The 24,729-nt window shown below is 65.7% G+C and carries 23 protein-coding genes and 1 pseudogene; 15 read left to right on the top strand and 9 right to left on the bottom strand.

The window, feature by feature from the left end:
* The 3 genes and pseudogenes from D6M19_RS30975 to pdxT all read left to right on the top strand — a co-directional run.
* Positions 1-266 (top strand): annotated as a pseudogene (locus tag D6M19_RS30975) (pyridoxal 5'-phosphate synthase lyase subunit PdxS); the annotation flags it as partial.
* A 43-nt stretch (positions 267-309) separates the two neighbouring features.
* Positions 310-1,149, top strand: a complete 840-nt coding sequence (gene tesB, locus D6M19_RS30980; RefSeq protein ID WP_123029128.1) for an acyl-CoA thioesterase II — start codon at positions 310-312, stop codon at positions 1,147-1,149.
* Positions 1,146-1,742 (top strand): pyridoxal 5'-phosphate synthase glutaminase subunit PdxT, encoded by a 597-nt coding sequence (pdxT, locus tag D6M19_RS30985; protein WP_123029129.1) that lies wholly within the window; start codon positions 1,146-1,148, stop codon positions 1,740-1,742. Before tesB ends, pdxT begins: the two co-directional genes overlap by 4 nt.
* A gap of 3 nt (positions 1,743-1,745) precedes the next feature.
* Here pdxT and D6M19_RS30990 read toward each other — a convergent pair whose 3' ends face one another.
* From D6M19_RS30990 to D6M19_RS31000, 3 genes are all read right to left on the bottom strand, one after another.
* Entirely contained in the window at positions 1,746-2,882 is a 1,137-nt protein-coding gene (locus D6M19_RS30990; protein ID WP_123029130.1) for a GGDEF domain-containing protein, read from the bottom strand.
* Between the two features lie 123 nt (positions 2,883-3,005).
* Entirely contained in the window at positions 3,006-4,061 is a 1,056-nt protein-coding gene (locus D6M19_RS30995; RefSeq protein ID WP_123029131.1) for an alpha/beta fold hydrolase, read from the bottom strand.
* A gap of 4 nt (positions 4,062-4,065) precedes the next feature.
* Positions 4,066-5,634, bottom strand: a complete 1,569-nt coding sequence (locus D6M19_RS31000; protein WP_123029132.1) for an FAD-dependent monooxygenase — start codon at positions 5,632-5,634, stop codon at positions 4,066-4,068.
* A gap of 99 nt (positions 5,635-5,733) precedes the next feature.
* On the opposite strand from D6M19_RS31000, the gene D6M19_RS31005 reads away from it, so the two are divergent.
* Positions 5,734-6,345 carry a TetR/AcrR family transcriptional regulator gene (locus D6M19_RS31005; protein ID WP_234835134.1) on the top strand — a complete coding sequence of 204 codons (612 nt, stop codon included), beginning with the start codon at positions 5,734-5,736 and terminating at the stop codon, positions 6,343-6,345.
* A gap of 76 nt (positions 6,346-6,421) precedes the next feature.
* Positions 6,422-7,174, top strand: a complete 753-nt coding sequence (locus tag D6M19_RS31010) for a YebC/PmpR family DNA-binding transcriptional regulator (protein ID WP_123029133.1) — start codon at positions 6,422-6,424, stop codon at positions 7,172-7,174.
* A gap of 89 nt (positions 7,175-7,263) precedes the next feature.
* Here the strand turns inward: D6M19_RS31010 and D6M19_RS31015 are convergent, their stop codons facing one another.
* The gene (locus tag D6M19_RS31015; protein ID WP_123029134.1) at positions 7,264-8,112 is read right to left on the bottom strand and encodes an alpha/beta fold hydrolase; all 849 of its coding nucleotides are present in this window, start codon (positions 8,110-8,112) and stop codon (positions 7,264-7,266) included.
* Between the two features lie 65 nt (positions 8,113-8,177).
* Here D6M19_RS31015 and D6M19_RS31020 point away from each other — a divergent pair, with 65 nt between their 5' ends.
* Entirely contained in the window at positions 8,178-8,786 is a 609-nt protein-coding gene (locus D6M19_RS31020) for a TetR/AcrR family transcriptional regulator (protein WP_123029174.1), read from the top strand.
* On the opposite strand, the gene D6M19_RS31025 is transcribed toward D6M19_RS31020, so the two are convergent.
* Positions 8,759-9,985, bottom strand: coding sequence for a mechanosensitive ion channel family protein (locus D6M19_RS31025; RefSeq protein WP_123029135.1), 1,227 nt, complete (start codon positions 9,983-9,985; stop codon positions 8,759-8,761). The two genes, D6M19_RS31020 and D6M19_RS31025, sit on opposite strands and share 28 nt — an antisense overlap.
* A 161-nt stretch (positions 9,986-10,146) precedes the next feature.
* Between D6M19_RS31025 and ruvC the strand changes: the two genes are divergently transcribed.
* The 4 genes from ruvC to D6M19_RS31045 are packed head-to-tail and all read left to right on the top strand — an operon-like array spanning position 10,147 to position 12,754.
* On the top strand, positions 10,147-10,701 hold the full coding sequence (gene ruvC / locus D6M19_RS31030; RefSeq protein WP_123029136.1) for a crossover junction endodeoxyribonuclease RuvC: 555 nt from the start codon (positions 10,147-10,149) through the stop codon (positions 10,699-10,701).
* A complete protein-coding gene (ruvA, locus tag D6M19_RS31035) occupies positions 10,698-11,288 on the top strand; it encodes a Holliday junction branch migration protein RuvA (RefSeq protein WP_123029137.1) in 591 nt (196 codons plus the stop codon). The genes ruvC and ruvA overlap by 4 nt, the downstream gene beginning before the upstream one ends.
* Positions 11,285-12,346, top strand: coding sequence for a Holliday junction branch migration DNA helicase RuvB (gene ruvB / locus D6M19_RS31040; protein ID WP_123029138.1), 1,062 nt, complete (start codon positions 11,285-11,287; stop codon positions 12,344-12,346). The genes ruvA and ruvB overlap by 4 nt, the downstream gene beginning before the upstream one ends.
* A gap of 21 nt (positions 12,347-12,367) precedes the next feature.
* Entirely contained in the window at positions 12,368-12,754 is a 387-nt protein-coding gene (locus D6M19_RS31045; RefSeq protein WP_123029139.1) for a DUF1304 domain-containing protein, read from the top strand.
* Between the two features lie 14 nt (positions 12,755-12,768).
* On the opposite strand, the gene car is transcribed toward D6M19_RS31045, so the two are convergent.
* Both car and D6M19_RS31055 read right to left on the bottom strand, forming a co-directional pair.
* Positions 12,769-16,266, bottom strand: coding sequence for a carboxylic acid reductase (gene car, locus D6M19_RS31050; RefSeq protein ID WP_123029140.1), 3,498 nt, complete (start codon positions 16,264-16,266; stop codon positions 12,769-12,771).
* Positions 16,267-16,366: 100 nt separating this feature from the next.
* Positions 16,367-17,449, bottom strand: coding sequence for a GGDEF domain-containing protein (locus tag D6M19_RS31055; protein ID WP_234835139.1), 1,083 nt, complete (start codon positions 17,447-17,449; stop codon positions 16,367-16,369).
* Positions 17,450-17,560: 111 nt separating this feature from the next.
* Here D6M19_RS31055 and D6M19_RS31060 point away from each other — a divergent pair, with 111 nt between their 5' ends.
* Positions 17,561-18,190 carry a hypothetical protein gene (locus D6M19_RS31060; protein ID WP_123029142.1) on the top strand — a complete coding sequence of 210 codons (630 nt, stop codon included), beginning with the start codon at positions 17,561-17,563 and terminating at the stop codon, positions 18,188-18,190.
* A gap of 81 nt (positions 18,191-18,271) precedes the next feature.
* Positions 18,272-19,579, top strand: coding sequence for a sensor histidine kinase (locus D6M19_RS31065; RefSeq protein ID WP_123029175.1), 1,308 nt, complete (start codon positions 18,272-18,274; stop codon positions 19,577-19,579).
* Here the strand turns inward: D6M19_RS31065 and D6M19_RS31070 are convergent.
* Positions 19,576-20,040 carry a MarR family winged helix-turn-helix transcriptional regulator gene (locus D6M19_RS31070; RefSeq protein WP_206428683.1) on the bottom strand — a complete coding sequence of 155 codons (465 nt, stop codon included), beginning with the start codon at positions 20,038-20,040 and terminating at the stop codon, positions 19,576-19,578. The genes D6M19_RS31065 and D6M19_RS31070 overlap by 4 nt on opposite strands.
* A 60-nt stretch (positions 20,041-20,100) precedes the next feature.
* Here D6M19_RS31070 and D6M19_RS31075 point away from each other — a divergent pair, with 60 nt between their 5' ends.
* A complete protein-coding gene (locus tag D6M19_RS31075) occupies positions 20,101-20,961 on the top strand; it encodes an alpha/beta fold hydrolase (RefSeq protein WP_123029143.1) in 861 nt (286 codons plus the stop codon).
* A gap of 58 nt (positions 20,962-21,019) precedes the next feature.
* Here the strand turns inward: D6M19_RS31075 and gabT are convergent, their stop codons facing one another.
* The gene (gabT, locus tag D6M19_RS31080; protein WP_123029144.1) at positions 21,020-22,360 is read right to left on the bottom strand and encodes a 4-aminobutyrate--2-oxoglutarate transaminase; all 1,341 of its coding nucleotides are present in this window, start codon (positions 22,358-22,360) and stop codon (positions 21,020-21,022) included.
* A 175-nt stretch (positions 22,361-22,535) separates the two neighbouring features.
* Here gabT and yajC point away from each other — a divergent pair, with 175 nt between their 5' ends.
* Positions 22,536-22,886 carry a preprotein translocase subunit YajC gene (gene yajC / locus D6M19_RS31085; RefSeq protein WP_123029145.1) on the top strand — a complete coding sequence of 117 codons (351 nt, stop codon included), beginning with the start codon at positions 22,536-22,538 and terminating at the stop codon, positions 22,884-22,886.
* A 79-nt stretch (positions 22,887-22,965) separates the two neighbouring features.
* On the top strand, positions 22,966-24,726 hold the full coding sequence (gene secD, locus D6M19_RS31090; protein WP_123029146.1) for a protein translocase subunit SecD: 1,761 nt from the start codon (positions 22,966-22,968) through the stop codon (positions 24,724-24,726).
* The last annotated feature ends 3 nt before the right edge of the window (positions 24,727-24,729 follow it).

Genomic DNA, 24,729 nt, shown 5'->3' on the forward strand with positions numbered 1-24,729 from the left:
TGACGATGTTCACTGCCGGTGGCATCGCTACCCCGGCTGATGCGGCGATGATGATGCAGCTGGGTGCTGAGGGGGTGTTCGTGGGTTCGGGGATCTTCAAGTCTGGTGATCCGGCGTCGCGGGCTGCTGCGATCGTCAAGGCCACCACTTTCTATGACGATCCTGACGTGCTGGCCAAGGTGTCGCGCGGGTTGGGGGAGGCCATGGTGGGCATCAACGTCGAAGACATCGCCGCCCCGCACCGGCTCGCCGAGCGGGGATGGTAGTAAGTCTGGTGATGAGCGGCTCGCGCGAAGAACAGCATCTTTAGTGGCGATCGAGGAGATCCTTGACCTCGAGCAGCTCGAGATCAACATCTACCGCGGTGGCGTGTTCAGCCCCGAATCAGGCTTCCTGCAACGGACATTCGGCGGCCATGTAGCCGGCCAATCCCTTGTCTCGGCGGTGCGAACCGTCGACCCGAAGTTTCAGGTTCACTCGCTGCACGGATATTTCCTGCGGCCCGGCGACGCCAAGGCATCCACCGTCTTCATCGTCGAGCGCCTGCGTGACGGCGGCTCGTTCGTCACGAGGCGCGTCAACGCGATTCAGCACGGCGAGACCATCTTCTCGATGTCGGCGTCGTTCCAGACAGACCAGAGCGGAATCGAACACCAGGACGCCGCGCCGTTCGCGGTGCCGCCCGACGACCTGCCCAACTTCATCTCGAAGGGCGGCGTGTTCGACGACGCCGGATTTCAGCAGTTCGCGGAGTGGGACGTCCGAATCGTGCCTCACGATCAGCTGAACCTGCTGCCCGGCAAGGCATCCCAACAGCAGGTCTGGTTCCGACACCGCGACCCCCTGCCCGACGATTCGGTTCTGCACATCTGCGCGCTGGCCTACATGAGCGACCTGACCCTACTGGGTTCGGCGCAGGTGAACCACCTCGAGGAGCGCAAGCACTTGATGGTGGCGTCGCTGGATCACGCGATGTGGTTCATGCGGCCGTTCCGCGCCGACGAATGGCTGCTCTACGACCAGTCCTCGCCTTCGGCATCCGGCGGCCGGTCGCTGACGCAGGGCAAGATCTTCACGCGCACCGGCGAGATGGTGGCGGCAGTCATGCAGGAAGGGCTGACCCGCTACAAGCGTGACTTCAAGCCATGAGCGCGCCCCACATCGGCGTGCTCGCGCTTCAGGGCGATACCCGCGAACACCTTGCCGCGCTGCGCGAAGCGGGCGCCGACGCGATCACCGTCCGCCGCCGCGGTGAACTCGACGCCGTCGACGCGCTCGTCATACCGGGTGGCGAGTCCACCACGATGACGCACCTGTTGCGTGAATTCGAACTGCTCGATCCGCTTCGAGCGCGGATCGCCGACGGAATGCCTGCCTACGGATCGTGTGCCGGAATGATCCTGCTGGCCAGCGAGATCCTCGATGCCGGCGTTGTGGGCCGTGAAGCCGCGCCGCTGAAGGGGATCGATATGACCGTGCGGCGCAACGCCTTCGGCCGGCAGGTCGACTCATTCGAGGGCGATATCGAGTTCGAGGGCCTGGACAGCGCGGTGCATGCGGTGTTCATCCGGGCGCCATGGGTGGAGCGCGTCGGCCCCGACGTGCGGGTGCTCGGGCGGGCCGCCGACCACATCGTCGCGGTCCGTCAGGGCCAAATGCTGGCGACCGCGTTCCACCCCGAGATGACCGGAGATCGCCGCATCCATCGACTCTTCGTCGACATCGTCACCGGCCGTGCCTAGCGGCTAGGCAGGCTCGACGTTGTCGAACCATTCATCGCTTCCGGGATCGTCGAGCACCGTGAGCGAGGGGCTTCGAACATAGGTGACATGGTTGCCACCGCTCTTTCGTGATTCGTACATCGCGTTGGTGGCGATCGACAGCAGCTCGTCGAGCACATCGTGTGGCGGAAGTTGAACCAGAGGCTGTAGGGGGGTGGTGACCACCCCGATGCTGGCCGACAGCCGAGACGGAGAACTGGAAACGGTGCCGCGCACGCGTTCGATGAGCGCCGACGCGTCGTCGCTCTCGAAGAGGTCGCCGATCACGAACTCGGAGTCGGCGATGTGTGCGAGCACCGCATCGCGTCGCGCGGTTTCGCGCAGGCGCGCCGCGATCTCGACCCTGGCCCGATTCGATCCGGTGAGGCCGGAGAACTCGCCGACCAACGAGAAGGTGTCCAGATTGACCACGGCGATGGCGAGGAAGCGGTCGTCGCCGCGGCTGCGCGATGCCAGAAGGGTGGTGGCCTTCTCGTAAAAGCCGTCCCGGTTGAACAACCCGGTGAGTGGTTCGAAGTTCTCGTGCAGGATGTCGGCGTCGACGAGCCAGATCGCCGCCTTTCCGGTGAGCGATACGAACATGACGATGAAGGCGACCAGCAGCACCGACGAGATCGCGAAGGCGATATCGGTGGCGGCCAGCCTGATCCCGAGAAGAATCAGGGTCGCGCCGGCCACCACCCAGCTGACGGTCAGCCATTGAGTGGTGTGGAAAACCGCGGCGTAAATGCAGATGAGTGTGAACGCGGTGGCGCCGAACAGTCCGGCCAGCGGGTCCGCCTGGATCAGGCACGAAATGGCGACGCACAACGATCCGAGACAGACGCAAATTCTGGACTCGAGGGCGCTCGGCCAGCGGCCCCTCAGCCATAAAGCGGTCATCCCCCAGCAACACACCGCGACGACCATGGCCAGGACCTGGTTGCGCAGGCCCTGCGGACCGGTCGGGCTCCAGATCAACGTTAAGGAAATGGCGCTCAGTGCGAATATGACCAGCGCAACCAGGCGGCAAGTGGTTTTCTGGAGTCCGCGGGCGGCGAGAAAAGCGGTGAGCCAGTAGTAGTGGTCGAGGCCGTGCAACCATCGCTGCGCCGGATTCATCGGCGAACCAATCGGAGCGTGCAGCGCATTTACGAAGGGTAGCAATTCGGTAAACGGGCCACCCGCGTCCGGCTCTGTTTATTTCGCGAAATGTCCCGCAGACCGAAGAAATGGCTCAAGAATCTAAAGCTCCGCGAATTGGCGCCGCAGCCAGCCGATGATCATCGGCACCACATCGGCTGCCCTGCTCATCGCGACGTGCCCGGTGCCGGGAATCAGATGAACCTCGGTGTGGCGCCGGTTCTGGAAAATCAAGGTGTCCGATTGCGGCACAAAATAGTCGTCGGCGCCGTTGATCACCAGCATCGGTGCGCCGGCTCGCCGGGTGAGTAGATCGCGCCGGGACAGGTTCTGCAGTTCGCGGCTGAGTTCGTCGAGGGTCGGGGAGCGATCCCAGCCCATGGCGTTGCCGAGGATGTCGTGCATGCCGTATGGCAGTTTGGCGGCGTGGTCGGCGTCAAAGGCGCGCACTACCGGTCCGCCGAGATCGACCGCGCAATCCACGGTTGCAGACAAACCGGTCATCGCCGCGAAGTTGCCGCCGAACGACATGCCGAAGTGAGCCACTCTGCCGTCACCGATCGATCGGGCGTGTTCCGCGATGCCGCGAATCAGGTCGTCGGAATGCTCGTCGAGTGCGACCGGGCATTCACCGGTGCCGGGGTTGTCGAATGCCAGGGCGGTGACGCCGGCTTTCATCGTGAGGGCCAGACACCATGGATGAAAATCCATTTTGAATGTGTCGACGCCGCCGCTGGCGATCAGCACCGGTCGCGCCGAGTAGTCGCCGTCGGACGAGTACAGGTGGACCGGAACGGCGATGGTTCCGCCGAGGTAGGGGAGTTCGATGATGCGCCGCTCGAACTGCACCGGAAAGTCCTTGGCGGCCAACTCATACTGCTCGAGTTGGTTGGCCATGGCGTTGACCCGGGCCGGGCTGTTCAGGCACGGGAACTTCGCGAATCCGTACGCCGTTGCGGCGGTGGCGTGGTCGCCGGAATCGGCGTAAGACTGGGCCAGCGCCGACCATTCGTAGACCCAGCCGCCAGGTGCATCCGCCCACATCTCGGTGACAGCCGTGCGGACGCGTTCGATGTCATCGCGTGCGATACCGAACTTCTCGAACTGCTGATACCGGTCGTCGAACATCGCCTGCGGGTCGACCTCGTAGGTGTACATCTGCTCACCGTGCTATCTGCGCGAAGTAGTCGGCGACACCGGCCTGGTCGTCGAGCGCGGTGACGGCACCGATGTAACCGTCGGGCCGGACCACGACGCGACCGCCGTCGCGCAACCCGTAACGCTGTGCGACCACGCCATCGGGATCGGCGATGACAGCGTCGTAGCCACCGACAGGGAGGTCGTCGGAGGTGATGAGCACCTGCACCTGCCCGGCGGGCCCGGCGGCAGGGGCGGGCTTGCCCGCCGTCACCGTCAGCACCGTGTGGCCAGGATTGTCCGCGCCGCACAGCGTGCTGATTTCTTTGTGTAACTGCGTGTCGCTGATATGCGGGACATGGTGGCCCGCAGCAATTCTCGCATGAGGACTGTGGTCGCGGCGAACCAATGGGCTGCCCTGGTAGCCGACTTCGATCTCCTCGACGATGCTCGCCATCTTCTCGCCGACCGCCGGAATGTTGCCGACCACGCGCAGGATCGCGTTGCGCACCACCCGCGCACCGCCCCGCAGCGTGCCCGCCTTGGTCAGGTTGGTGGTGAACCCGATCACCTTCTCGGCGACGGGGTGACGTTCGGCGTGATAGCTGTCGAGCAGTGTCTGGCCACCCTCGCCGTGAACGACCGCCGCCAGTTTCCAGCTGAGGTTGAAGGCGTCCTGCATCCCGGTGTTCATGCCCTGTCCGCCTGCCGGGCTGTGAATGTGTGCCGCATCGCCCGCGAGGAACACGCGGCCGTGCCGGTAGGCGGACACCTGGCCGTGGTGGATCTCGAAGCAGGTCAACCAGTGGCTGTGGGTGATCGTGATGCCGCCGACTCGTTCGTCGAGGATCCGCTGCAGGTCGTCTTGCGCCGGATGCAGGTTCAGCGGCGTGCCGGGCGCGTCGTGGATCTGTGCCATCAGCCGTGCCCTGCCCGCCCGCATCGGCATCGCGATCACCGTGCCCTCCGGGGAGAAGACGGTGTACATCGACTCGGCGTCCATGTCGTGCTCGGCGTCGCAGTCGCCGAGGATGAACAGCTCGCCCTTGAACGATCCCTGCAGCTTGGTGCCGACCAGATGCCGCACGGTGCTGTGGGCGCCATCGGCCCCGACGACCCATGACGTCGTCACCGCCTCGGTGGATCCGTCCGCGTGCCTCAGCGTCAGCGAAACGACGTCGTCGTCCTGAGTCAGTTCGACGAGTTCGATGCCGCGGTCGACCGCGACACCGAGTTGGCCGAGCCGCTCGGTCAGCACGCGTTCGGTTTCGGTTTGCGCGGTCAGCAGCGAGTAGGGGAAGGCACTGTCGACGCCGCCGAACCTGACCTGGAACAGCTGCTGACCCCCGCTGAGCATCCGCATGTTTGTCGACTTGACGCCCGTCGCGACGAGGTCGTCGACGATGCCCATCCGGTCGAACATGTCGAGGCTGCGCGACATCACCGCGATGGCACGCGATTCGTTCGTCGGCTCGGCCAGCTTGTCGATGATTCGGACCGCAACGCCGCGGCGAACGAGCTCGCAGGCGGCGACCAGGCCGACGGGGCCTGCGCCGACGACGATGACGTCTGGGTTCTGGGGGGTGGCGGTCATTTCATGCGCTCCTGATTTTCACGTTTCGTTGAGACTAGTTTCACGGTACGATGAAACAAGTCTCAACGCAAGAGGAAAATTAACGGGGAGGATGAAAAGGTGCCGAAGAAGGCCATACCCCCAGGTCCGAGGGATGAGCGCGGGGTGCTCGCGGCCCGGATCCTGGCCGCCGCGCGCGAAGCCTTCGCCGATACCGGCTTCGCAGGCACGACGATCCGCGCCGTCGCCAGGGCCGCCGACGTCGACCCGGCGCTGGTGTACCACTACTTCGGATCGAAGGACGCCCTCCTCGACGCGGCGACCAACCCGCCGGCGCGCTGGCTCGAGAGCGTCGCCAAAACGTGGACGACACCGCTCGGAGACCTTGGCAGCGCGCTGCTGCGGCTGATGCTCGGTGCGTGGGCCGACGACGAGATCGGCCCCGTGCTGCGAGCCGTTTTGCAGACCGCCGCACACGAGGCGAGCACCCGCGAAAAGCTGCGCAGGGTCGTCGAATCCAGCCTGATGGGGGTGTCGCAGCTCGGGGTTGACGACCACGACCGCAAGGTGCGAAGCGGGTTGATCTCGTCACAGATCATGGGGCTGGCGATGATGCGCTACATCTGGAAAATCGAGCCGCTCGCCTCGATGAGCGATGATGAGCTCGTCGCCGCGATCGCACCGAACCTGCAGCACTACATCGAGGGGGAGATCCGGATCGCGGCGCAGTAGGGCATAAACGTCCACGTAGACTCGTTGATCGGACTTCGTCTGCGGGCAAAGCAGTAGTGAAAGAGGTAGTACACGCATGAGCGGCCATTCCAAGTGGGCCACCACCAAGCACAAGAAGGCCATCATCGATGCCCGGCGGGGTAAGAACTTCGCCAAGCTGATCAAGAACATCGAGGTGGCAGCGCGTACCGGCGGCGGCGATCCGGCAGGCAACCCGACGCTGTATGACGCCATTCAGAAGGCCAAGAAGACCTCGGTGCCCAATGACAACATCGAGCGAGCCCGCAAGCGCGGCGCAGGTGAAGAGGCCGGCGGTGCCGACTGGCAGAACATCACATACGAGGGCTACGGGCCCAACGGTGTCGCGGTGCTCGTCGAATGCCTGACTGACAACCGCAACCGCGCCGCGGGCGAGGTGCGCGTCGCCATGACCCGCAACGGTGGCAACATGGCCGATCCCGGTTCGGTGGCCTATCTGTTCTCCCGCAAGGGCATCGTCACGCTGGAGAAGAACGACCTGACCGAAGACGACGTGCTCACCGCGGTGCTCGAAGCGGGCGCCGAGGAGATCAACGACCTGGACGACAGCTTTGAAATCATCTGCGAGCCGGGCGATCTGGTGGCGGTTCGCACGGCGCTACAGGACGCGGGCATCGACTACGACTCGGCAGAGGCCGGTTTTCAGCCGTCGGTTTCGGTGCCGCTGGACGCCGATGGCGCACGCAAGATCATGAAGCTCGTCGACGCGCTGGAGGACAGCGACGACGTGCAGGACGTCTACACCAACGCCGACATCCCCGACGATGTGCTCGCGCAGATCGGCGACTGATTTCGCTTTGAGATTGCAACCACGCAGGCCTCTACTCGAACTTCTCCTGCGTCAGCGCAGTCTCAACGCGGCCTGCTCGACAACGACAACTAGCTCTGCGCCGTCGCAGTCTCGCGAAGGAATGCGCCGATCGCATCTGCCGTTGCCTCGGGCTGGTCAAGCATGACCAACACGTAGGCGTCGTCGATCATTCTCAGTGTGCCGCCGGTCAATGCGGCGAGTGCCTCCGCGTGCGCGACGGGCATTACCCGGTTTCGGCTCCACAGCACCAGCACGTCACCGGCGAAGTCGCTTAACCGGTTGGTGGCGCGCACGAGTTCAGCCTTCACGAATTTCGTGCGGCTGTACTTGAGCAGATCGCGCCGGATCCGCTTGTCGGCGATGCCCGGCCCTGTCCATGCCTCGATGACGTCCTGCGGGATGGACCGCCTAGCCATCATCCCGAACATGAAGAACCGATCGCGCAGCCAACCGATCCGCATCTGTTTCATGGCCAGCGCGGCAGTGCCGGTGGTGCGGGTTGCCAGCCAGGTGACCTTGCCGGGGAACCCGGGCGGAAAGTTGTCGAACGCCTCGGACGGGCAGATCACCATCCGGGCAATGCGTTTGTCGCGCCCGAAGTCGGTGAGCAACAGTGGGCCACCCCAGTCCGTCACAACGAGCGTCACGTCCGACAGGTCCAGCGCGTCGAGGAAGTCCGCGACGATGTTGACCATCCCCGTGATCGTGAGGTCCGCGTCGTCGCGCATCGGGACGCGGTGTCCGCCGATCGGCAGAACCGGCAGCAGGTAGCGGTACGTCCGTGGCAGCAGCGGAAGCACGAGGTTCCACTGCGTGTCGTTCATCACCAAGCCGTGCAGCAACACGACGGGCGGACCGTCCGGGGTTCCTTCCTCGCGATATTCGATCGTGCCTGCCGCGACTTGCACCGACTTCATCCGTCAACCTCCATTAGAACGCTGATTCTAGAACGTATGCTCTAGTGTGTCGGGAGGAGGTCACATTGGCAAGGTCGACAAGAGAATCGATTCTGACGGCGGCCGCCGAGCTGATGCGCCACAAGGGCTACGCCGCCGTCGGCATGAAGGACATCGTCGCGGCATCGGGCTTCCCGATCGGGTCGCTCTATCACCACTTTCCCGGCGGGAAAGTGCAGATCGCCAGGGAGGCGCTGCTCAACGCCGGCATCGCCTACGGATTGCTCATCCCCACGCTCGTCGACCCGCACGACGATCTTGGCGAGGCCATCGAGGCCGTCTTCGTTCAGGCGGCCGAGGACATGGCGTCGACGGGGTTCGCGAACATGTGCCCCGTCGCGAGTGTCGCCGCCGAGACGGCGGACACGGTGGCCGAACTGCGCGACACATCGGCGGCCGTGTTCAACGGCTGGCTTGACGGCGGCACCGCGTACTTCGTGGCCCGCGGGCTGGCCGAACCGATCGCGCGCGACATCACGGTTTCCCTGATAGCCGCCCTCGAGGGCGCTTTCGTTCTCGCGCGCACCTTGCGCAGTGCCGAACCGCTACTCGCTGCCGGCCGCGCATTGGGCCCGCAGCACCGAGGCGTCGCGCTGGTGGAACGCGCTCAGGCCCGGCCGTTGGGGCTGGCGTAGTCGTCCTCGCGGTCGGTGGTGTCGTCGAACGCCCGCCCTCGCGCATCGGCCTCGGGGCTGCCGGAGAACAGGCTCGAGGCCACCCGCCTCGTCTCGCCGTCTCCGTCGCCGCCGCGTGGCCCGGTCTCGGTGATCGTCTCGGCGGCCTCGATGCGCTGCGTCGGCAACACACCCCGGTGTTGCACCCAGTTGACCATGCCCTCACGCACCGCACATCGCAGATCGAACAGCGCACCCGCATTCGGGGCGCTGACCACGATGCGCACCCGAACCATTCCGCCCACAGCGTCGGTCACCTGAAGCACACCGCGGCGGCCGTCCCAGAGATCGCTTTCGGCCAGCAGCCGGTCGAGTTCGGCGCGCATATCCGCAAACGGCACCGAGAAGTCCACGTCGAACTCGACGGTGCCCATGATCTCGGTCGCGCTGCGAGTCCAGTTCTCGAACGGCTCGGTGGTGAAGTAGGTGCAGGGCAGCACTAGTCGGCGCTCGTCCCACAACCGCACGACGACGTAGCTGAGGGTGATCTCCTCGATCCGGCCCCACCATTGCCCGTTCTCCAGCTGCACCACATCGCCGACGCGAATGGCACCGGAGAAGGCGATCTGCATGCCTGCGAACACCGCGCCGAGCGACGTCTGCGCGGCCAGGCCCGCTACGACGGACAGCACGCCGGCCGATGCGAACACGGTGGTGCCGATGTCGGAGAATCGCGGGAAAGTCATCAGGATCGCAGCGCCGCCGAGAATGATGACGAGCGCCATGGCCAGCCTGCGCAGCACCGTCACCTGTGTGCGGATCCGTCGCCATTGGCGGTCCTCGTCGACGATCTCCACGTCGCCGCCGCCGTACCTGGCGATCGCGCGACGTTCAGCGACCAGCACCAGGCTCGCGAGCAGCCATGTCAGCGCTGCGATGAGCAGGATCTGCAGCGTGTGGTCCAACCAGCCGCGCCAACTGTCGGTCGGGTCCGACGTGCGCTGCACCGCGATCGACGAACCGAACACGACCAGCGCGGCGCGCACCGGCATCCGCGTCAGTTCGGCGATGTCACGGATCACGGCGCTTCGGCGCCCGATGCGCATCAGCACCCGGGTCAGCACCAGCCCCAGCAGATATGCGGCCACCACGGCGCCTGCCGCCCAGGCGAGGGTGAGGGCGAGGTTTGTTGCGGACTCCAGTTCGTTTTCGTCGGGCATCGTGTGAGTTCAGCTCCACGGGTTGACGTCAGGTCCATCGCGACGTTAGCGACGATCGCCGCCGGCGTCACATCGACGCCACGGGGCGTGTCTTTACGGGGCGACGTCGGTCAACCACGCTAGGCTGCCGTCGAACAGGTGTTCACGTAAAGGGGTTTGACGTGCGCGTAATGGGAGTCGATCCCGGGTTGACGCGCTGCGGGCTCTCCGTGATCGAAAGCGGGAAAGGCAGGCAGGTCATCGCGCTGGACGTCGACGTCGTGCGCACACCTTCCGACGCGCCTCTGCACCAGCGCCTGCTGATCATCAGCGACGCGGTCGACCACTGGATGGACACGCACAGTCCGGACGTCGTCGCGATCGAGCGGGTGTTCTCCCAGCAGAACGTCTCGACGGTGATGGGCACCGCACAGGCGGGCGGGGTGGTAGCGCTGGCCGCCGCCAAACGCGGCATCGACGTCCACTTCCACACACCCAGCGAGGTGAAGGCCGCGGTCACCGGCAACGGCAACGCCGACAAGGCTCAGGTCACCGCGATGGTGACGAGAATCCTGACGCTGCAGACCAAACCGACACCCGCGGACGCCGCCGACGCGTTGGCGCTGGCCATCTGTCACTGTTGGCGCGCGCCGATGCTGGCGCGGATGGCGGCGGCCGAGGCGATGGCCGCCGAACAGAAGAAGAAATACCGGGCACGACTCAAGGCGGCACGATGATCTCATCCATTCGCGGAGAAGTTCTCGACGTGGCACTCGACCATGTCGTCATCGAGGCGTGCGGTGTCGGCTATCGCGTCAACGCGACGCCATCGACGCTGTCCACGCTTCGACGCGGAACCGAGGCCCGACTGGTGACCGCGATGATCGTGCGCGAGGACTCGATGACATTGTTCGGCTTCGCCGACTCCGACGCACGCGACCTGTTCACCACCTTGCTGTCGGTGTCCGGCGTCGGACCGAAGATCGCACTGGCCACGCTCGCGGTCCATGACGCACCGGCGTTGCGGCAGGCGCTGGCCGAGGGCGACGTGACGGCTTTGACCAGGGTGCCGGGCATCGGCAAGCGCAGCGCCGAACGGATGGTCCTCGAGCTCCGCGACAAGGTCGGCCCGACAGGGGCTGCCATCGGGTTGCCCGCTGTCAACGGCCACGCGGTGCGCGGCCCTGTGGTGGAAGCCCTTGTCGGGCTTGGCTTTGCGCTCAAGCAGGCCGAGGAGGCCACCGACAAGGTGCTGGCCAACGAACCGGAGGCGACGCAGTCGACGGCGTTGCGCTCGGCGCTGTCCCTGCTGGGCAACAAATGAGCCGTTTCACCGACGACGAGGAGCCAGAGGACCGCGAGGTCTCTGCGGCGCTGACCGTCGGCGAGGGGGACATCGACGCCAGCCTGCGGCCGCGGTCGCTCGGCGAGTTCATCGGGCAGCCGCGGGTGCGCGAACAGCTGCAACTGGTGATCGAGGGTGCCAAGAACCGCGGCGGCACACCGGATCACATCCTGCTGTCCGGCCCGCCGGGGCTGGGCAAGACGTCGCTGGCGATGATCATCGCCGCCGAGCTGGGCTCGTCGCTGCGGGTGACGTCTGGTCCGGCCCTTGAGCGGGCAGGCGACCTTGCCGCGATGCTGTCCAACCTCGTCGAGGGCGACGTGTTGTTCATCGACGAGATCCACCGCATCGCACGGCCTGCCGAGGAGATGCTGTACCTGGCGATGGAGGATTTTCGGGTCGACGTCGTCGTCGGGAAGGGCCCTGGCGCAACGTCGATTCCGCTCGAGGTCGCACCGTTCACCCTTGTCGGCGCCACCACCCGGTCCGGCGCGCTGACCGGTCCGTTGCGAGACCGGTTCGGCTTCACCGCACACATGGACTTCTACGAGCCTGCCGAGCTGGAGCGCGTCCTGACCCGCTCGGCCGGCATCCTCGGTATCGAGCTCGTTGCCGACGCGGGGACCGAGATCGCCCGTCGCTCAAGGGGAACGCCCCGAATTGCCAACCGGCTGCTGCGCCGCGTGCGCGACTACGCGGAGGTCCGCGCCGACGGTGTCATCACCCGCGATATCGCGAAGTACGCGCTGGCGGTGTACGACGTCGACGAACTCGGCCTGGACCGGCTGGACCGTGCCGTGCTGTCGGCGCTCACCCGCAGCTTCGGCGGCGGGCCCGTCGGTGTCTCCACCCTCGCGGTCGCGGTCGGTGAGGAAGCCACCACGGTCGAAGAGGTGTGCGAGCCGTTCCTGGTGCGTGCGGGGATGCTCGCCAGGACGCCGAGGGGCCGGGTGGCCACCGCGCAGGCGTGGACGCACCTCGGGCTGACCCCGCCCAGCGGGGTGACCGGGCTGGGGCAGCAGGGCCTGTTCGAGTAGCGAAGAAGCATAGGAGTCGTAATGATCACCGCTGCACTGATTTTCGCGGGCCTTGCTGCACTGTTGCACGTCTATATCTTCGTCATGGAGTCGTTGACGTGGACGTCTGCGCGCACCCGCGCGACGTTCGGCACCACGGCGGAGGAGGCCGAGACCACCAAGCTGCTCGCGTTCAACCAGGGCTTCTACAACCTGTTCCTGGCGATTGTGACGGCCGTCGGCATCGTCGCTCTCTGCCTGGGGCACACCGCGGTAGGCGCCGCTTTGGTGTTCGCGGGCGTCGGGTCGATGGTGGCTGCGGCGGCTGTACTGCTCGCATCATCGCCGGACAAGGCGCGCGCCGCCGTCACGCAGGGCACATTTGCCTTGATAGGCGTCGTGCTGCTCGCTTTCGGTCTGGCGACCTAGCGCCGTCAGGCGCGTCACAGCAACCCGAGCAGCTCCAGGTCGGTGACGTACTTGACGATCACCTCCGGGGTGACATGCGGGATGTCCTTGTCCGAGCCCACCTTTGCGCTCTGCACCGCGGCCCGGAAACGGTCCGTCGGTGCGATCGACCCGCGGATCGGCTTTTCCGGCCGCTGATAGTTGTGCAGCAGCGGCAACAGTGACGCCTGCCGCTGCCGTTCGGGCAGGGCACGGATCGCCGTCTCGAACCGCTTCAACCAAACGGCGTAGTCACCCACCCGTTGTATCGGGTAGCCCGCGGCGATCAGCCAGTCGACGAACTCGTCGAGGCCGATGCCGTCGTCGTAAGGATTCATCACGTGGTAGGTCTCGAATCCGTCGACGACGCCCGCACCGATGGTCGATATCGCCTCGGCGATGAATTCCACCGGCAGGCCGTCGTAATGTGCCCGCGGCCGGTGTCCGCCTGCGTCGAGTTCGTAGAACGACGACGGCGCGATCCCGGTGGCGACGAGGCTCAGCATCATTCGGGTGAACATGTCCGGCAGGTTGAGCTGACCGGCATAGGTGGTGTCGGCAAGGATCATGTCGCAGCGGAACACCGACACCGGCAGGCCGCACAGGTCGTGCGCTTCGCGCAGAAGGACTTCTCCGGCCCACTTGCTGTTGGCATAGCCGTTGGCGTAGCTGTCGTCGACGTTGCGGGTTGCGCTGATGGCCCGGATGTCTGCGTCTTCGGTGAACCTTCCCGGCTCGATGCCCGCACCGACGCCGATGGTCGAGACGTATACGAACGGTTTGATCCTGGTGGTTACCGCGATGCGGATGAGCTCGGCGGTGCCGAGCGCGTTGGGTCCGAACAGCTGGTCGTAAGGCAATACATGGTTGACCAGTGCTGCCGGGTCGACGATCAGGTCGACGGTATCGGCGAGCCGCTGCCACGTGTCCTGGTCGAGCCCGAGGTTGGCCTCGCCCTTGTCGCCTGCGATCACCTCGAGGTGATCGGCGGCCAACCCGCGGTAGAGGCGCAGTAGTTCGGGGTCACCGCTGTCGAAGATGGTATCGAGGCGTCCGCGGGCCGAGTCATCGTCCGTCGCGCGGACCAGGCAGATCACCTTTCCGCCGACCAGATCCATCCGCTGCAGCCACTCGAGCGCCAGATAGCGACCGAGGAATCCGGTTGCGCCGGTGAGTAATACCGTTCTCACCTCGGCGCTGGGGCCGGGCAGTGACCGCGCCGCGGCGAGGGTCTCGGCGTCGATGAACTTGTCCAGCGTCAGATCGGCGGCGTGTACCTCGGTCGCACCGAGGCCGTGCACGGACGCGAACGTCGGACGCTTCGTGCCGGGTCGGCGCTCGGTCTCGATGTAGGTGGCGATCGCGGCCAGGTCGCTGGCCGGGCTGACGATGACGCCGACGGGTACCTCGATGTCGAAGATCTCATGCAGCAGGTTGGCGAACGTCAACGCCGACAACGAATCACCACCGAGGTCGGTGAAGTGGTCGTCGGCCGCCACATCGGCGGTCGCCGCACCGAGCAGTGCGCCCGCCGCGCGGATCACGGTGTCGCGCACCGGCCCGTCACCGCCACCCTGTCGCAGCGCGCGCAATTCGTCGGCCTGCCCCTTGGCCAGCTCCGCATAGAGCTGCTCGAGGCGGTCACCGTAGTGCTCCTTGAGCTTCGGTCTTGCCAACTTGCGGATGCCGGTCAGCAGGCCGTTCTCCAGGGTGAACGGTGTCTCCTCGACGAGGAAGTCACGCGGAATCTCGTAGGACTGCAATTCGGCAGCCTTCGCGACGTCCTGAAGCGATTCGCCGACAACGGTTTTGAGCTCCGAGGTGTCATAGCGTGCCAGCGCTTCGGTGGTCGGGACGACGACTGCCAACAGATAGGAGCGGGCGCTGTTCCCGTACACGTAGATCTGCCGGACCAGTGGGCTGTCGCCGAAAGCGGCTTCCAGTTTGGAGACGGCGACGAACTCACCCTGGGAGAGCTTGAGCACGTTGTTGCGGCGGTCCAGGTATACCAGTTGGTCGGGGCCGGTCTCGGCGACGATGTCCCCGGTGCGGTAGTAGCCGTCGTCGTCGAACACGTCCGCGGTCACCTCGGGGCGCTTGTAGTACCCGGGAATGATGGTGGCGCTCTTGACGAGCAGTTCGCCACGCGGATGGGGCCGGTCGGTGCCGAAGTAGCCGAGGTCGGGCACGTCGGCCAGCTTGTAGTCGATCACCGGTGGCCGCTGAATGTGGCCGTCGACGAAGAGCGCACCTGCCTCGGTCGAGCCGTAGCCGTCGACCAGATGCATGTCCAGGAGCGTCTCGACGAACGACTTCATCTCGGGCGACATCGGCGCCGACCCCGTCATCGCCATCACATACCGGCCACCGAGCAAGTGCTGACGTGCGTCGGCAAGCACCGTGGCCTCGTCGGAGGTTCCGCGGTCCAATTCGGTCTGGACTTGGGCGAAGATCATGTCCCACACGCGCGGGACGAAGCTCAGCTGGGTGGGCCGGACCAAGGCAAGATCGTCCAGGAACGTCGAAAGGTCGCTCTTCGCAGCGAAATACACGGTGCCACCGGCGCCGAGGGTGCCGTACAGCAGGCCACGGCCCATCATGTGGCTCATCGGCATGAAGCTCAAGGTGATCGACGGGTTGATGCCGTCGTCGCCCCAGGATCCCCGGACCGAGCGCCGCCAAGAATTGGCGACCAGCCGTTCGGGATACATCGCGCCCTTCGGCGTACCCGTGCTGCCCGATGTGTAGACGAGCAGCGTCAGCGGATCGTCCTCGTCGGCGATGAACGGTGGCACGGCGGGAAGTTGGGCTCCACGCCGACACACGTCCGCCAGGGTTTCGACGATTACCCGACTACCCGCTTCGGCCAGGCGCGCCTTGGCGGCGTCAAGCGCGTCGCGATGGTCGTCGACCTGCGACAGGTAGTCGAACACGATCAATCGAGCGGGTGCGAAGCCGGTGAGGACCAGTTCGGTTGCGTCGCTGAGGTAGTCGACGCTCGAGGCGATGAGGGTCGGCTCAGTCTCGGAGATGATCGGGCGCAGCTGCGCGGCGGGCGCGCTTGTCTGAAGCGGCACGGAGACGGCGCCGAGGCCGATCAGCGCGACGTCGATGGATGTGTAGTCGACGCTGGTGAAACCGAGCAGTGCGACACGGTCGCCAGGGCGGACCGGGTCGCACGCCAACGCATTGGTGATCGATTGGACGCGTCCGGATAGCTCGCCGTAGGAGATGGTCTGGAAGCGGGGGAGTAGTTCTGCCTTGGTGCGGCCGGTCTCGCCATCGGTGCTGAACTCGACGGCGCGGGCGCCGAGCGCGGGGCGCTCTGCGTAGCCGTCGAAGACGGTCGCGACGATATGCGCGAGCCGAAGCTCGGGCCGCTCGATTGCTTCGGAGATCGCTTCGTCTGGGCTCGTGTTGGCGAACTGTGGATCGGTGGCTTTCAGGTCGGCGATGCGGCGTTCTAGTCGCTCGTCGCGGGTGTCAATCGGCATCAAAAATCCTAAGAATAACCGGGAAAGGTGACGCGACGCTGCGTCTACACAGAACTACGTTAGCAAAGCTAACGTTATTCCCGCTAACTCGTGAGCCTGGCTATCTGCTGTGAATCTCGGTGCTCTCGGCCTGGCGCGTCCGGTTCCCGCCTGCTCGTTTGGCCTCGTACATCGCCGCGTCGGCGGCGTCTACCAGGTGGTCGACCACCATCCTGGTATCCAGGTCAACGGTGTCGTCTCGGCTGATGCTCGCGACGCCGACGCTCGCCGTCGCGCCCCCGGGAATCGCGGCGACCTCCTGCGTCAACCGCTCGGCGATCATCTGGCCTTCGCCGGGTTGCGTCAGCTCGGCGATCAGGAACTCCTCGCCGCCAACCCGCGCGATGACCGCGCGCCTTCGCGTGGTGTGCCGCAGTCTGTCGGCCACGGCGACAAGGATCCGGTCGCCGGTGGTGTGCCCCCTGGTGTCGTTGACCTTCTTGAACCCGTCCAGATCCATCATGATGACCGAGAGACACGGTTCCGTGGCGTGTGCCGAGCCGTTGGTCAGTTCGCGGACGGATCTGTAGAACCCCCGCCTGTTTCGCAGTCCGGTGAGGGGATCGGTGTGCGACTTCAGTGCGTCGTCACCGAGCAGATGCACGAGCACGTGCACGGAGAACGGGACGGCAAGCACGCCCACGGCGATGATGAGCAGATTAGCCACGGCGACAAGGACGCCCCCCGCGAACGCCAGCTCGACGGCGCAGACGATCGAGGTTGCGGTGGCAGTAGTCAACACCACCGCGAGGTAGCGACTGGTGTGGAAGAAGGCGGTATAGCCGGCGAGTGCCGCAAACGCGGTACAGCCGACGAGCGACATGGCCGGAGCGGAGTACGTCAGGCACGTCGCGGCTATGCATGCGGTGGATACCACCACGAAAAGGACCGACTGACGCCTGCTGGGCCAGCGGGTGAGCCACATGGTCGCCATTGCCGCACAGCAAACAATGACGAGGGCGCTGATCACCATGCCAAAGGTGCTGTCCGGGCCAATGGAAGTGAACATGACCAGGAGTGGGACGGCGCCAAGTGCGATGACGACGGTGGCCATCATTCGCCGGGTGAAGGCCCGAAGGTTTCGGTGTCCCAGATACCCGGACAACCAGCGGTAATGGTCGGGTTGCAGCCACCACTTCCTCATCCAGCCCACTTGCGTAGTCTAAAGGGCCTTTGCTAGTTCGGCAGACAGCAATTCTCGATTGGCCGATGGGGGCTCGGGGTATCCCGACATAAACCTTCAGGAGGCACCCGAATGAGTGATACGCGCGCACATCGCGGCGGCAGGCTGCAGATGCCCCGCAGCCGCGGCGCGGCAAGTGGCTTTCTACTGATACTGCTCGGCATCTGGGGTGGGCTCATCCCGTTCGTCGGGCCGTATTTCGATTTCGCATTCAGCCCCGATCGTGAGTGGGCGTGGACAGCGGCGCGCGGCTGGCTCGAGGTGCTGCCCGGCGTTGCAACGGCGGTGGGCGGCTTCCTTCTGCTGAGCTCGCGCAACCGCTTCACCGCCATGCTCGGCGGCTGGTTGACCGTTCTCGCGGGTGCGTGGTTCGTGGTCGGGCGGGCGCTGGCTGGACCGTTGGGTCTCGGAGATGTCGGCACCCCGGTGGCCGCGACCGAGACCAAGCGCGTGGCCCTGGATCTGGCCTACTTCTACGGGCTGGGCGCACTGATCATCTTCCTCGGTGCGCTTGCGCTGGGCAGGCTGTCCATCCGCAGCGCGCGCGATGTCCGCTATGCGCAGCGCTCGGCGGTGACCACCACTGAGCCTGAAGCGTCGGACGACGTGACAGAAATCCGGCCTGCCGAAGAGGAGCCGGAGCCTCGACACCGCTCCTGGGGCGGCATGTTCGGCCGCGGCGGGCGACTCGCCCACCGCTAGATTTTTGCGTCTGCCCGCGCGGAGTGACAGTGTGCCGTAGTGCGACTTGTCCAACGTCTCTACCGGCTGCTGGCGCGCGTGATGTCACTGCGCATCATCGTCATCGTCGCCGCGCTGTCGGTGGTTGCGCTGGTCATCATTCTGGGGGCGTGGGTCTGGTTCGGGGTGACCAACGACCAGTACAGCCAGCTCGACCGCCGCCTCGATTCGGTCAGCAGCCTTGGGGACATCAGCTCACTGCTGCGCAACTCTGAGAGCCTGGGACTCGTCGAGCAGTCCCCGAACGGCGAGCTCGTGCGGACGGCCCGCGTCGACGGCGTCACTGTCTCGGTGCCCAAGGACATCGTCTTGCCGCAGTTCGACAACGGTTACGTCAGCACGACGATCGACGGCATGGAGTACCGGGTCCGCACGTTCACCGCCGGTAAGGCATCTATCGCCGTCGGCGCTCCGCTTGCCGAAACACAAAGGCGGATCGACGAATTGCACCGACGCGTGCTGTTGATCTGTGGCGGGGTCATCGTCGCGACGCTGGTGGTCGCCTCGGTGCTGTGGCTGATCATGATCAACCCGTTCCGGGTGCTCGCCGAGCAGGCCCGGGTGATCAACGCGCAGTCCAAGCCCGATGAGGTGAAGGTGCGCGGGGTGCAGGAGGCCGTCGAGATCGCCGAAGCGGTCGAGGGCATGCTTGCCCGCATCGGTGACGAACAGCAGCGCACCAAGGCCGCATTGGAGTCCGCGAGGGATTTCGCGGCCGTCGCTTCCCACGAACTGCGAACACCGCTGACTGCGATGCGTACCAACCTCGAGGTTCTCTCGACGCTCGACCTTCCCGACGAGCAGCGCAAGGAGGTGATCGCCGACGTCATGCGCACCCAGACCCGGATCGAGGCGACGCTTTCGGCGTTGGAGCGGCTGGCCCAGGGCGAGTTGACCACCGTCGCGGATTTCGTCCCGGTCGACATCACCGACCTGCTCGACCGGGCCGCCCATGACGCGATGCGCAACTACCCCGATCTGGACGTGTCGCTGGCGTCGCCCACCACCGTGCTGATGGTCGGGATGCCTGCGGGCCTGCGACTGGTCATCGACAACGCGATCACCAACGCCGTAAAGCACGGCGGAGCCACCGAGGTCCGGCTGGCCGCGATCAGTTCCGTTGACGGTGTCGAGATCACGGTCGACGACAACGGGCTCGGCGTGCCGGAAGAGGAGCGGGCCGCCGTCTTCGAGCGGTTCTCCCGCGGCTCGACGGCGGCACGGGCGGGCTCCGGTCTCGGTCTCGCGTTGGTGGCCCAGCAGGCAGAGATCCACGGCGGAACTGCCGCCCTCGAGACGAGTCCCATGGGTGGTGCCCGGCTGCTGCTGCGGCTGCCACCGCCCAGCTAGCCCCGCGAGTCGTTGGGATCGAGCCCGTCGAGCAACCGTTGCATGGTGCGGCACATCTGGTCGAAGTTCCTCCGGCCCGCCAGCGCCGACCACCGGCGCTCGATGTCGGCGACCCTGCTGCCCGCGTCGGCCATCAGATCCCGGCCCCTCTTGGTCAGGTCGATCAGCTTGGCTCTGCCGTCCGCCGGATCGGGCCGCCGCGTCAGGTAGCCGAGGTCGGCGAGGTCGTTGACGAGCTCGGAAGTGGCCGCCAGGCTCAGCTGCGCGCGGTCGGCCAGCTCGGTGAGCCGGATGCCGCCCATCCGGATATTGCCGAAGATCTGGAAGTGCGGCTCGCGAACGTCTCCGTAGCCCGCCTCGGCGCGGGGAGCGGCCAGGTCATCGCGGAATTCGCGAAGCAGTCTGACCAGCAGCTGTCCGATGGCCAACCGGTCTGGCACGTTTTCCCTTGACGTTTCCACAGTCGAAGAGAATACTACGGTTACCGAAGTTTCGGTTTCCGAAGTAAATGGAGAGTCGCGATGATCACCCCGAGTTCAGAGTTCGTCAGCACCGACCTCGGGCGGCTGCACGTTCGGCGCGCAGGAACCGGGCCGCCGGTTGTCTTGTGGCACAGCCTGTTCGTCGACTCGCGGTCCTGGGGGTCGGTTGTCGACGAGTTGGGCAGGCAGCGCACCGTGTACGCCATCGACGGTCCGTGTCACGGCAAGAGTGACGCTGTGGCACGAGATTTCACGTTCCCGGAAGTGGTGGCCGCTGCCGAACAGGCGCTGGACCGGTTGGGGGTCACCGAGGCGGTGGACTGGGTCGGAAACGCTTGGGGCGGTCATGTCGGTATCCGTCTTGCCGCCGGGCAGCGGTTGCGCAGCCTGACGACCATCGGCACCCCCATCCGGGGCTTCACTTTGACGGAGAAGTTCACCAAGGCATGGCCGCTCGTCCACCTGTATCGCTTCACGGGACCGAACGGCTTCATCGTGAAGCAATTGATGAAGTCCCTGGTCGGCGGGGTATCGATCGCCGCACAGCCCGAACTTGCCGCGACGGTCACGGCGTCGTTCCGAGAAGCGGACCGAGACGGGATGTATCACGCAATGCGGTCGATGATGTTGCAGCGCACGGGGATCGAGGACCTTCTCGGCAGCATCGCCGTGCCGACCCTGGTGATGACGGTGCGCGACGACGTCACGGGCTGGCGGCCCGACGAGGCCCGCCACGCGTGTGCCGCGATCGCCGATTGTCGCGTCGAGGAGGTCGCGGGTACCGGCCACGTCTCACCGCTGCTGATCGACCGCGACCGGATTCTGACGTTGATGACCGAGTTCTGGAACGCGATCTCTCCGCGAGCAGACGCAAAAGTACCCAAAACCCCAGGCGGTTAGGGACTTTTGCGTTCCCCTACTTGCGTGTGGACCCAGCTCCCGGTGGAAAATGAGCCGCCTACAGGTCGGCGAGAACGAGCGCGAGTACGTCGAGGGCCTCGATGAGAAGGTCGTCGCTGATGCTCAGCGGAGGCAGGAACCGCAACACATTGCCATAGGTACCGCACGTCAGCACGATCACACCAGCGGTGTGGCAGCCGGCGGCCAACTTCCCCGTCAGCTCGCCGTCGGGTTCGGTGGTCCCGGACTTCACGATCTCCATCGCGATCATCGCGCCGCGGCCGCGGACGTCGCCGATGCGGTCGTCCTCGGCCTGCATCCGGTGCAGACGGTCCTTCATGACCTGCTCGATTTGAGCGGCCCGCGCCACCAACCCGTCGGATTCGATCGTCTCGATGGTGGCCAGCGCGGCCGCGCAGGCGACCGGATTGCCGCCGTAGGTTCCGCCAAGCCCGCTGACGTGCGGCGCATCCATGATCTCGGCGCGGCCGGTCACGGCCGAAAGGGGAAGGCCATCGGCGATACCTTTGGCGGTCACGATCAGGTCGGGCACGACGCCCTCGTGCTCGCAGGCGAACATCGCGCCGGTACGCGCGAACCCCGTCTGTACCTCGTCGGCGATGAACACCACGTCGTTGTTTGCACACCAGTCGAGCAGCGCGGGCAGGAAGCCGTCGGCTGGAACGATGAATCCGCCCTCGCCCTGGATCGGCTCGATGATGACCGCCGCCAGATTGGCGGCGCCGACCTGCTTCTCGATGACGCTGATCGCGCGGCGGGCGGCCACCTCACCGTCGGTCGCCATCTCCTTACCGAACTCCGCGTCGCGGAACGGGTAGGAAAGCGGCGCGCGGTAGATCTCCGGCGCGAACGGGCCGAAGCCGTGCTTGTAGGGCATCGACTTCGCGGTCAGCGCCATGGTCAGGTTCGTGCGGCCGTGATACGCGTGATCGAAGGACACCACCGCCTGCTTGTGGGTGTAGGTCCTGGCGATCTTGACGGCGTTCTCCACCGCTTCCGAACCGGAGTTGAACAGCGCCGAGCGCTTCTCGAAGTCGCCGGGGGTGAGGCGGTTGAGCGCCTCGGCGACGGCCACGTATTCCTCATACGGCGTGACCATGAAGCAGGTGTGGGTGAAGTCGGCGACCTGCTTGCGCACGGCCTCGACGACCCGCGGCGACGCGTTGCCGATCGTGGTGACGGCGATGCCAGACCCGAGGTCGATGAGGCGGTTGCCGTCGACGTCCTCGACGATGCCTCCGCCTGCCCGCGCCGTGTAGACCGGCATGGTGTTGCCGATGCCGCGAGATACGGCTGCGACCTTGCGGTCCATCAATTCCTTGGAGCGCGGACCCGGGATGGAAGTGGCGAGAAAGCGGCTCTGCTCGAGGATGGTCACGCTGTGTGAGCCTAGTCCCGAGGCAGTCGTGCGGTCGGCGCATTGGCCGCCCGGAACACGGGGGCGCTCGGCCGTCAGCTGGCGCAATGGCACACTGGTCACCTAGAAGGCCCTTCAGGATCCACCAACGGTCCAGGGCCGTCATCACACATCGACACGAAAGACACTTGCTGCCATGGATCTGGTCGCCTTACTACCCCTGCTCGTCATCCTCGGCGCGTTCATGTTCTTCGCCTCGCGACGGCAGAAGAAGGCCATGCAGGCCACCATCGACCTGCACAACTCGCTGCAGGTCGGTGACCGCGTGCACACCACGTCAGGACTTCAGGGCGTGATCACGGCCATCAACGACGACACCGTATCGCTCGAGATCGCCGACGGCGTCGTCACCACGTGGATGAAGCTCGCCGTGCGGGACCGCATCGTCGAAGACGACGAGCTCGACGACGACATCGACGACGCCGGCCAGCCGGAATCGACCGCCACAGAGATCACCGACAGCACGGACCAGAACCGCCTGAACTGACGACTGACAGTCGGGCACTCAGCACGGCCACGTACCCTTTGCGGTGCTGACGACCTGACCTCGAGGAGACCAAAGAAACGTGGCATCGCCTTCGACGCCGGTGCACCCTGCCCGCTACCTGGCAATCTTCCTCGCGCTGTTGGTAGGCGTGTACCTCCTGGTTTTCCTGACCGGCGACAAGAAGGCCGAGCCCAAGCTCGGCATCGACCTGCAGGGCGGCACCCGGGTCACGCTGACGGCGCGCACGCCCGACGGATCGCGGCCGACCCAGGACGCGCTCAACCAGGCTCAGCAGATCATTTCCTCGCGCGTCAACGGCCTCGGCGTTTCAGGATCCGAGGTGGTGATCGACGGCGACAACCTGGTGATCACCGTGCCGGGGAACGACAGCAGCGAGGCCCGCAACCTTGGCCAGACGGCGCGGCTGTACATCCGGCCGGTGATCCACGTGATCGCGGCCCAGCAGCCGCAGCAGCCCGGTGAGCAGGCAGGCCCTGCGCAGGGCGGGCCGCCGGCAGGCCAGCCGGGTGCGCCACAAGGCCAGCCTGCAGCGCCAGAGGGCCAGCCCGCACCGGAGGCGCCGGTGGCGCCCGCCGAACAGGGCGGCGCCCAAGAGGTGCCAGCCGAGCAGACGGCGCCGCAGGCACCGTTGGCTCCGCAGCCGCGTCCGTACCCCGAGGCGCCGCCGCCAAGCCCGACGCCCCCCGGTCCCGCGCCGAAACCCCAGGAGAAGGATCTCGCGCAACGCATCACGGACGAGAAGGCGCTGCGACAGAGCACCGAACAGCAGATCCAGATCCTGGCGCTGCAGTTTCAGGCAACCCGCTGCAACGAGGACGACATCCTTGCGGGCAATGACGACCCGAACCTGCCCCTGGTGACCTGCTCGACCGACCACTCCCAGGTGTACCTGCTCGACAAGTCGATCATCAGCGGCGAGCAGATCAAGAACGCCAGTTCCGGTATGGACACCCAGCGCGGCGAGTACGTCGTCCAGGTGGAGTTCAAGCCCGACGCCGCCAGCACGTGGGCGGACTTCACCGCGTCACACGTCGGCACCCAGACCGCGTTCACGCTCGACTCGCAGGTCGTCAGCGCCCCACAGATCGAAGAGGCGATCCCCGGCGGCAACACCCAGATCACCGGACAGTTCAACGCCGAGCGGGCCAAGGAACTGGCCAACGTGCTCAAGTACGGCTCACTGCCGCTGTCGTTCGAATCCTCGGAGGCCGAAACGGTTTCGGCCACACTGGGTTTGACGTCGTTGCGGGCAGGCCTCATCGCCGGTGCTATTGGTTTGGCGCTGGTGCTTCTCTACTCTCTGCTCTACTACCGCGTGCTCGGATTGCTGACGGCGCTGTCGTTGATCGCTTCGGGTGCAATGGTTTTCGCCTTATTGGTGTTGCTCGGTAGATACATCAACTACACGCTCGACCTGGCGGGCATCGCCGGTCTGATCATCGGTATCGGCATGACCGCCGACTCGTTCGTGGTGTTCTTCGAACGCATCAAAGACGAGATACGCGAAGGCAAGTCGTTCCGCTCCGCAGTGCCGCGCGGTTGGAAGCGTGCGCGAAAGACGATCATCTCGGGCAACGCGGTGACCTTCCTCGCCGCGGTCGTGCTTTACGTCCTTGCCATCGGTCAGGTGAAAGGCTTTGCCTTCACCCTCGGACTGACGACAATCCTCGATGTGCTGGTGGTGTTCCTGGTGACGTGGCCGCTGGTGTACATGGCGTCGAAGTCGACGCTGCTGTCCAAACCGGCCTTCAACGGCCTCGGTGCCGTACAGCAGATCGCGCGCGAACGCCGAGTTTCCGCAGCGACGGGACGGGGGTAGGCG

The organism is Mycolicibacterium stellerae, from assembly GCF_003719305.1.
GTDB classification, from domain to species: Bacteria; Actinomycetota; Actinomycetes; order Mycobacteriales; family Mycobacteriaceae; genus Mycobacterium; species Mycobacterium stellerae.

Coding starts and splice junctions, on each gene's coding strand:
- pdxT (WP_123029129.1), top strand. CDS start 1,146: ATGAGCGCGCCCCACATCGGCGTGCTCGCGCTTCAGGGCGATACCCGC.
- D6M19_RS30990 (WP_123029130.1), bottom strand. CDS start 2,882: ATGAATCCGGCGCAGCGATGGTTGCACGGCCTCGACCACTACTACTGG.
- D6M19_RS30995 (WP_123029131.1), bottom strand. CDS start 4,061: ATGTACACCTACGAGGTCGACCCGCAGGCGATGTTCGACGACCGGTAT.
- D6M19_RS31000 (WP_123029132.1), bottom strand. CDS start 5,634: ATGACCGCCACCCCCCAGAACCCAGACGTCATCGTCGTCGGCGCAGGC.
- D6M19_RS31010 (WP_123029133.1), top strand. CDS start 6,422: ATGAGCGGCCATTCCAAGTGGGCCACCACCAAGCACAAGAAGGCCATC.
- D6M19_RS31015 (WP_123029134.1), bottom strand. CDS start 8,112: ATGAAGTCGGTGCAAGTCGCGGCAGGCACGATCGAATATCGCGAGGAA.
- D6M19_RS31025 (WP_123029135.1), bottom strand. CDS start 9,985: ATGCCCGACGAAAACGAACTGGAGTCCGCAACAAACCTCGCCCTCACC.
- ruvA (WP_123029137.1), top strand. CDS start 10,698: ATGATCTCATCCATTCGCGGAGAAGTTCTCGACGTGGCACTCGACCAT.
- ruvB (WP_123029138.1), top strand. CDS start 11,285: ATGAGCCGTTTCACCGACGACGAGGAGCCAGAGGACCGCGAGGTCTCT.
- D6M19_RS31045 (WP_123029139.1), top strand. CDS start 12,368: ATGATCACCGCTGCACTGATTTTCGCGGGCCTTGCTGCACTGTTGCAC.
- car (WP_123029140.1), bottom strand. CDS start 16,266: ATGCCGATTGACACCCGCGACGAGCGACTAGAACGCCGCATCGCCGAC.
- D6M19_RS31055 (WP_234835139.1), bottom strand. CDS start 17,449: ATGAGGAAGTGGTGGCTGCAACCCGACCATTACCGCTGGTTGTCCGGG.
- D6M19_RS31060 (WP_123029142.1), top strand. CDS start 17,561: ATGAGTGATACGCGCGCACATCGCGGCGGCAGGCTGCAGATGCCCCGC.
- D6M19_RS31065 (WP_123029175.1), top strand. CDS start 18,272: ATGTCACTGCGCATCATCGTCATCGTCGCCGCGCTGTCGGTGGTTGCG.
- D6M19_RS31075 (WP_123029143.1), top strand. CDS start 20,101: ATGATCACCCCGAGTTCAGAGTTCGTCAGCACCGACCTCGGGCGGCTG.
- yajC (WP_123029145.1), top strand. CDS start 22,536: ATGGATCTGGTCGCCTTACTACCCCTGCTCGTCATCCTCGGCGCGTTC.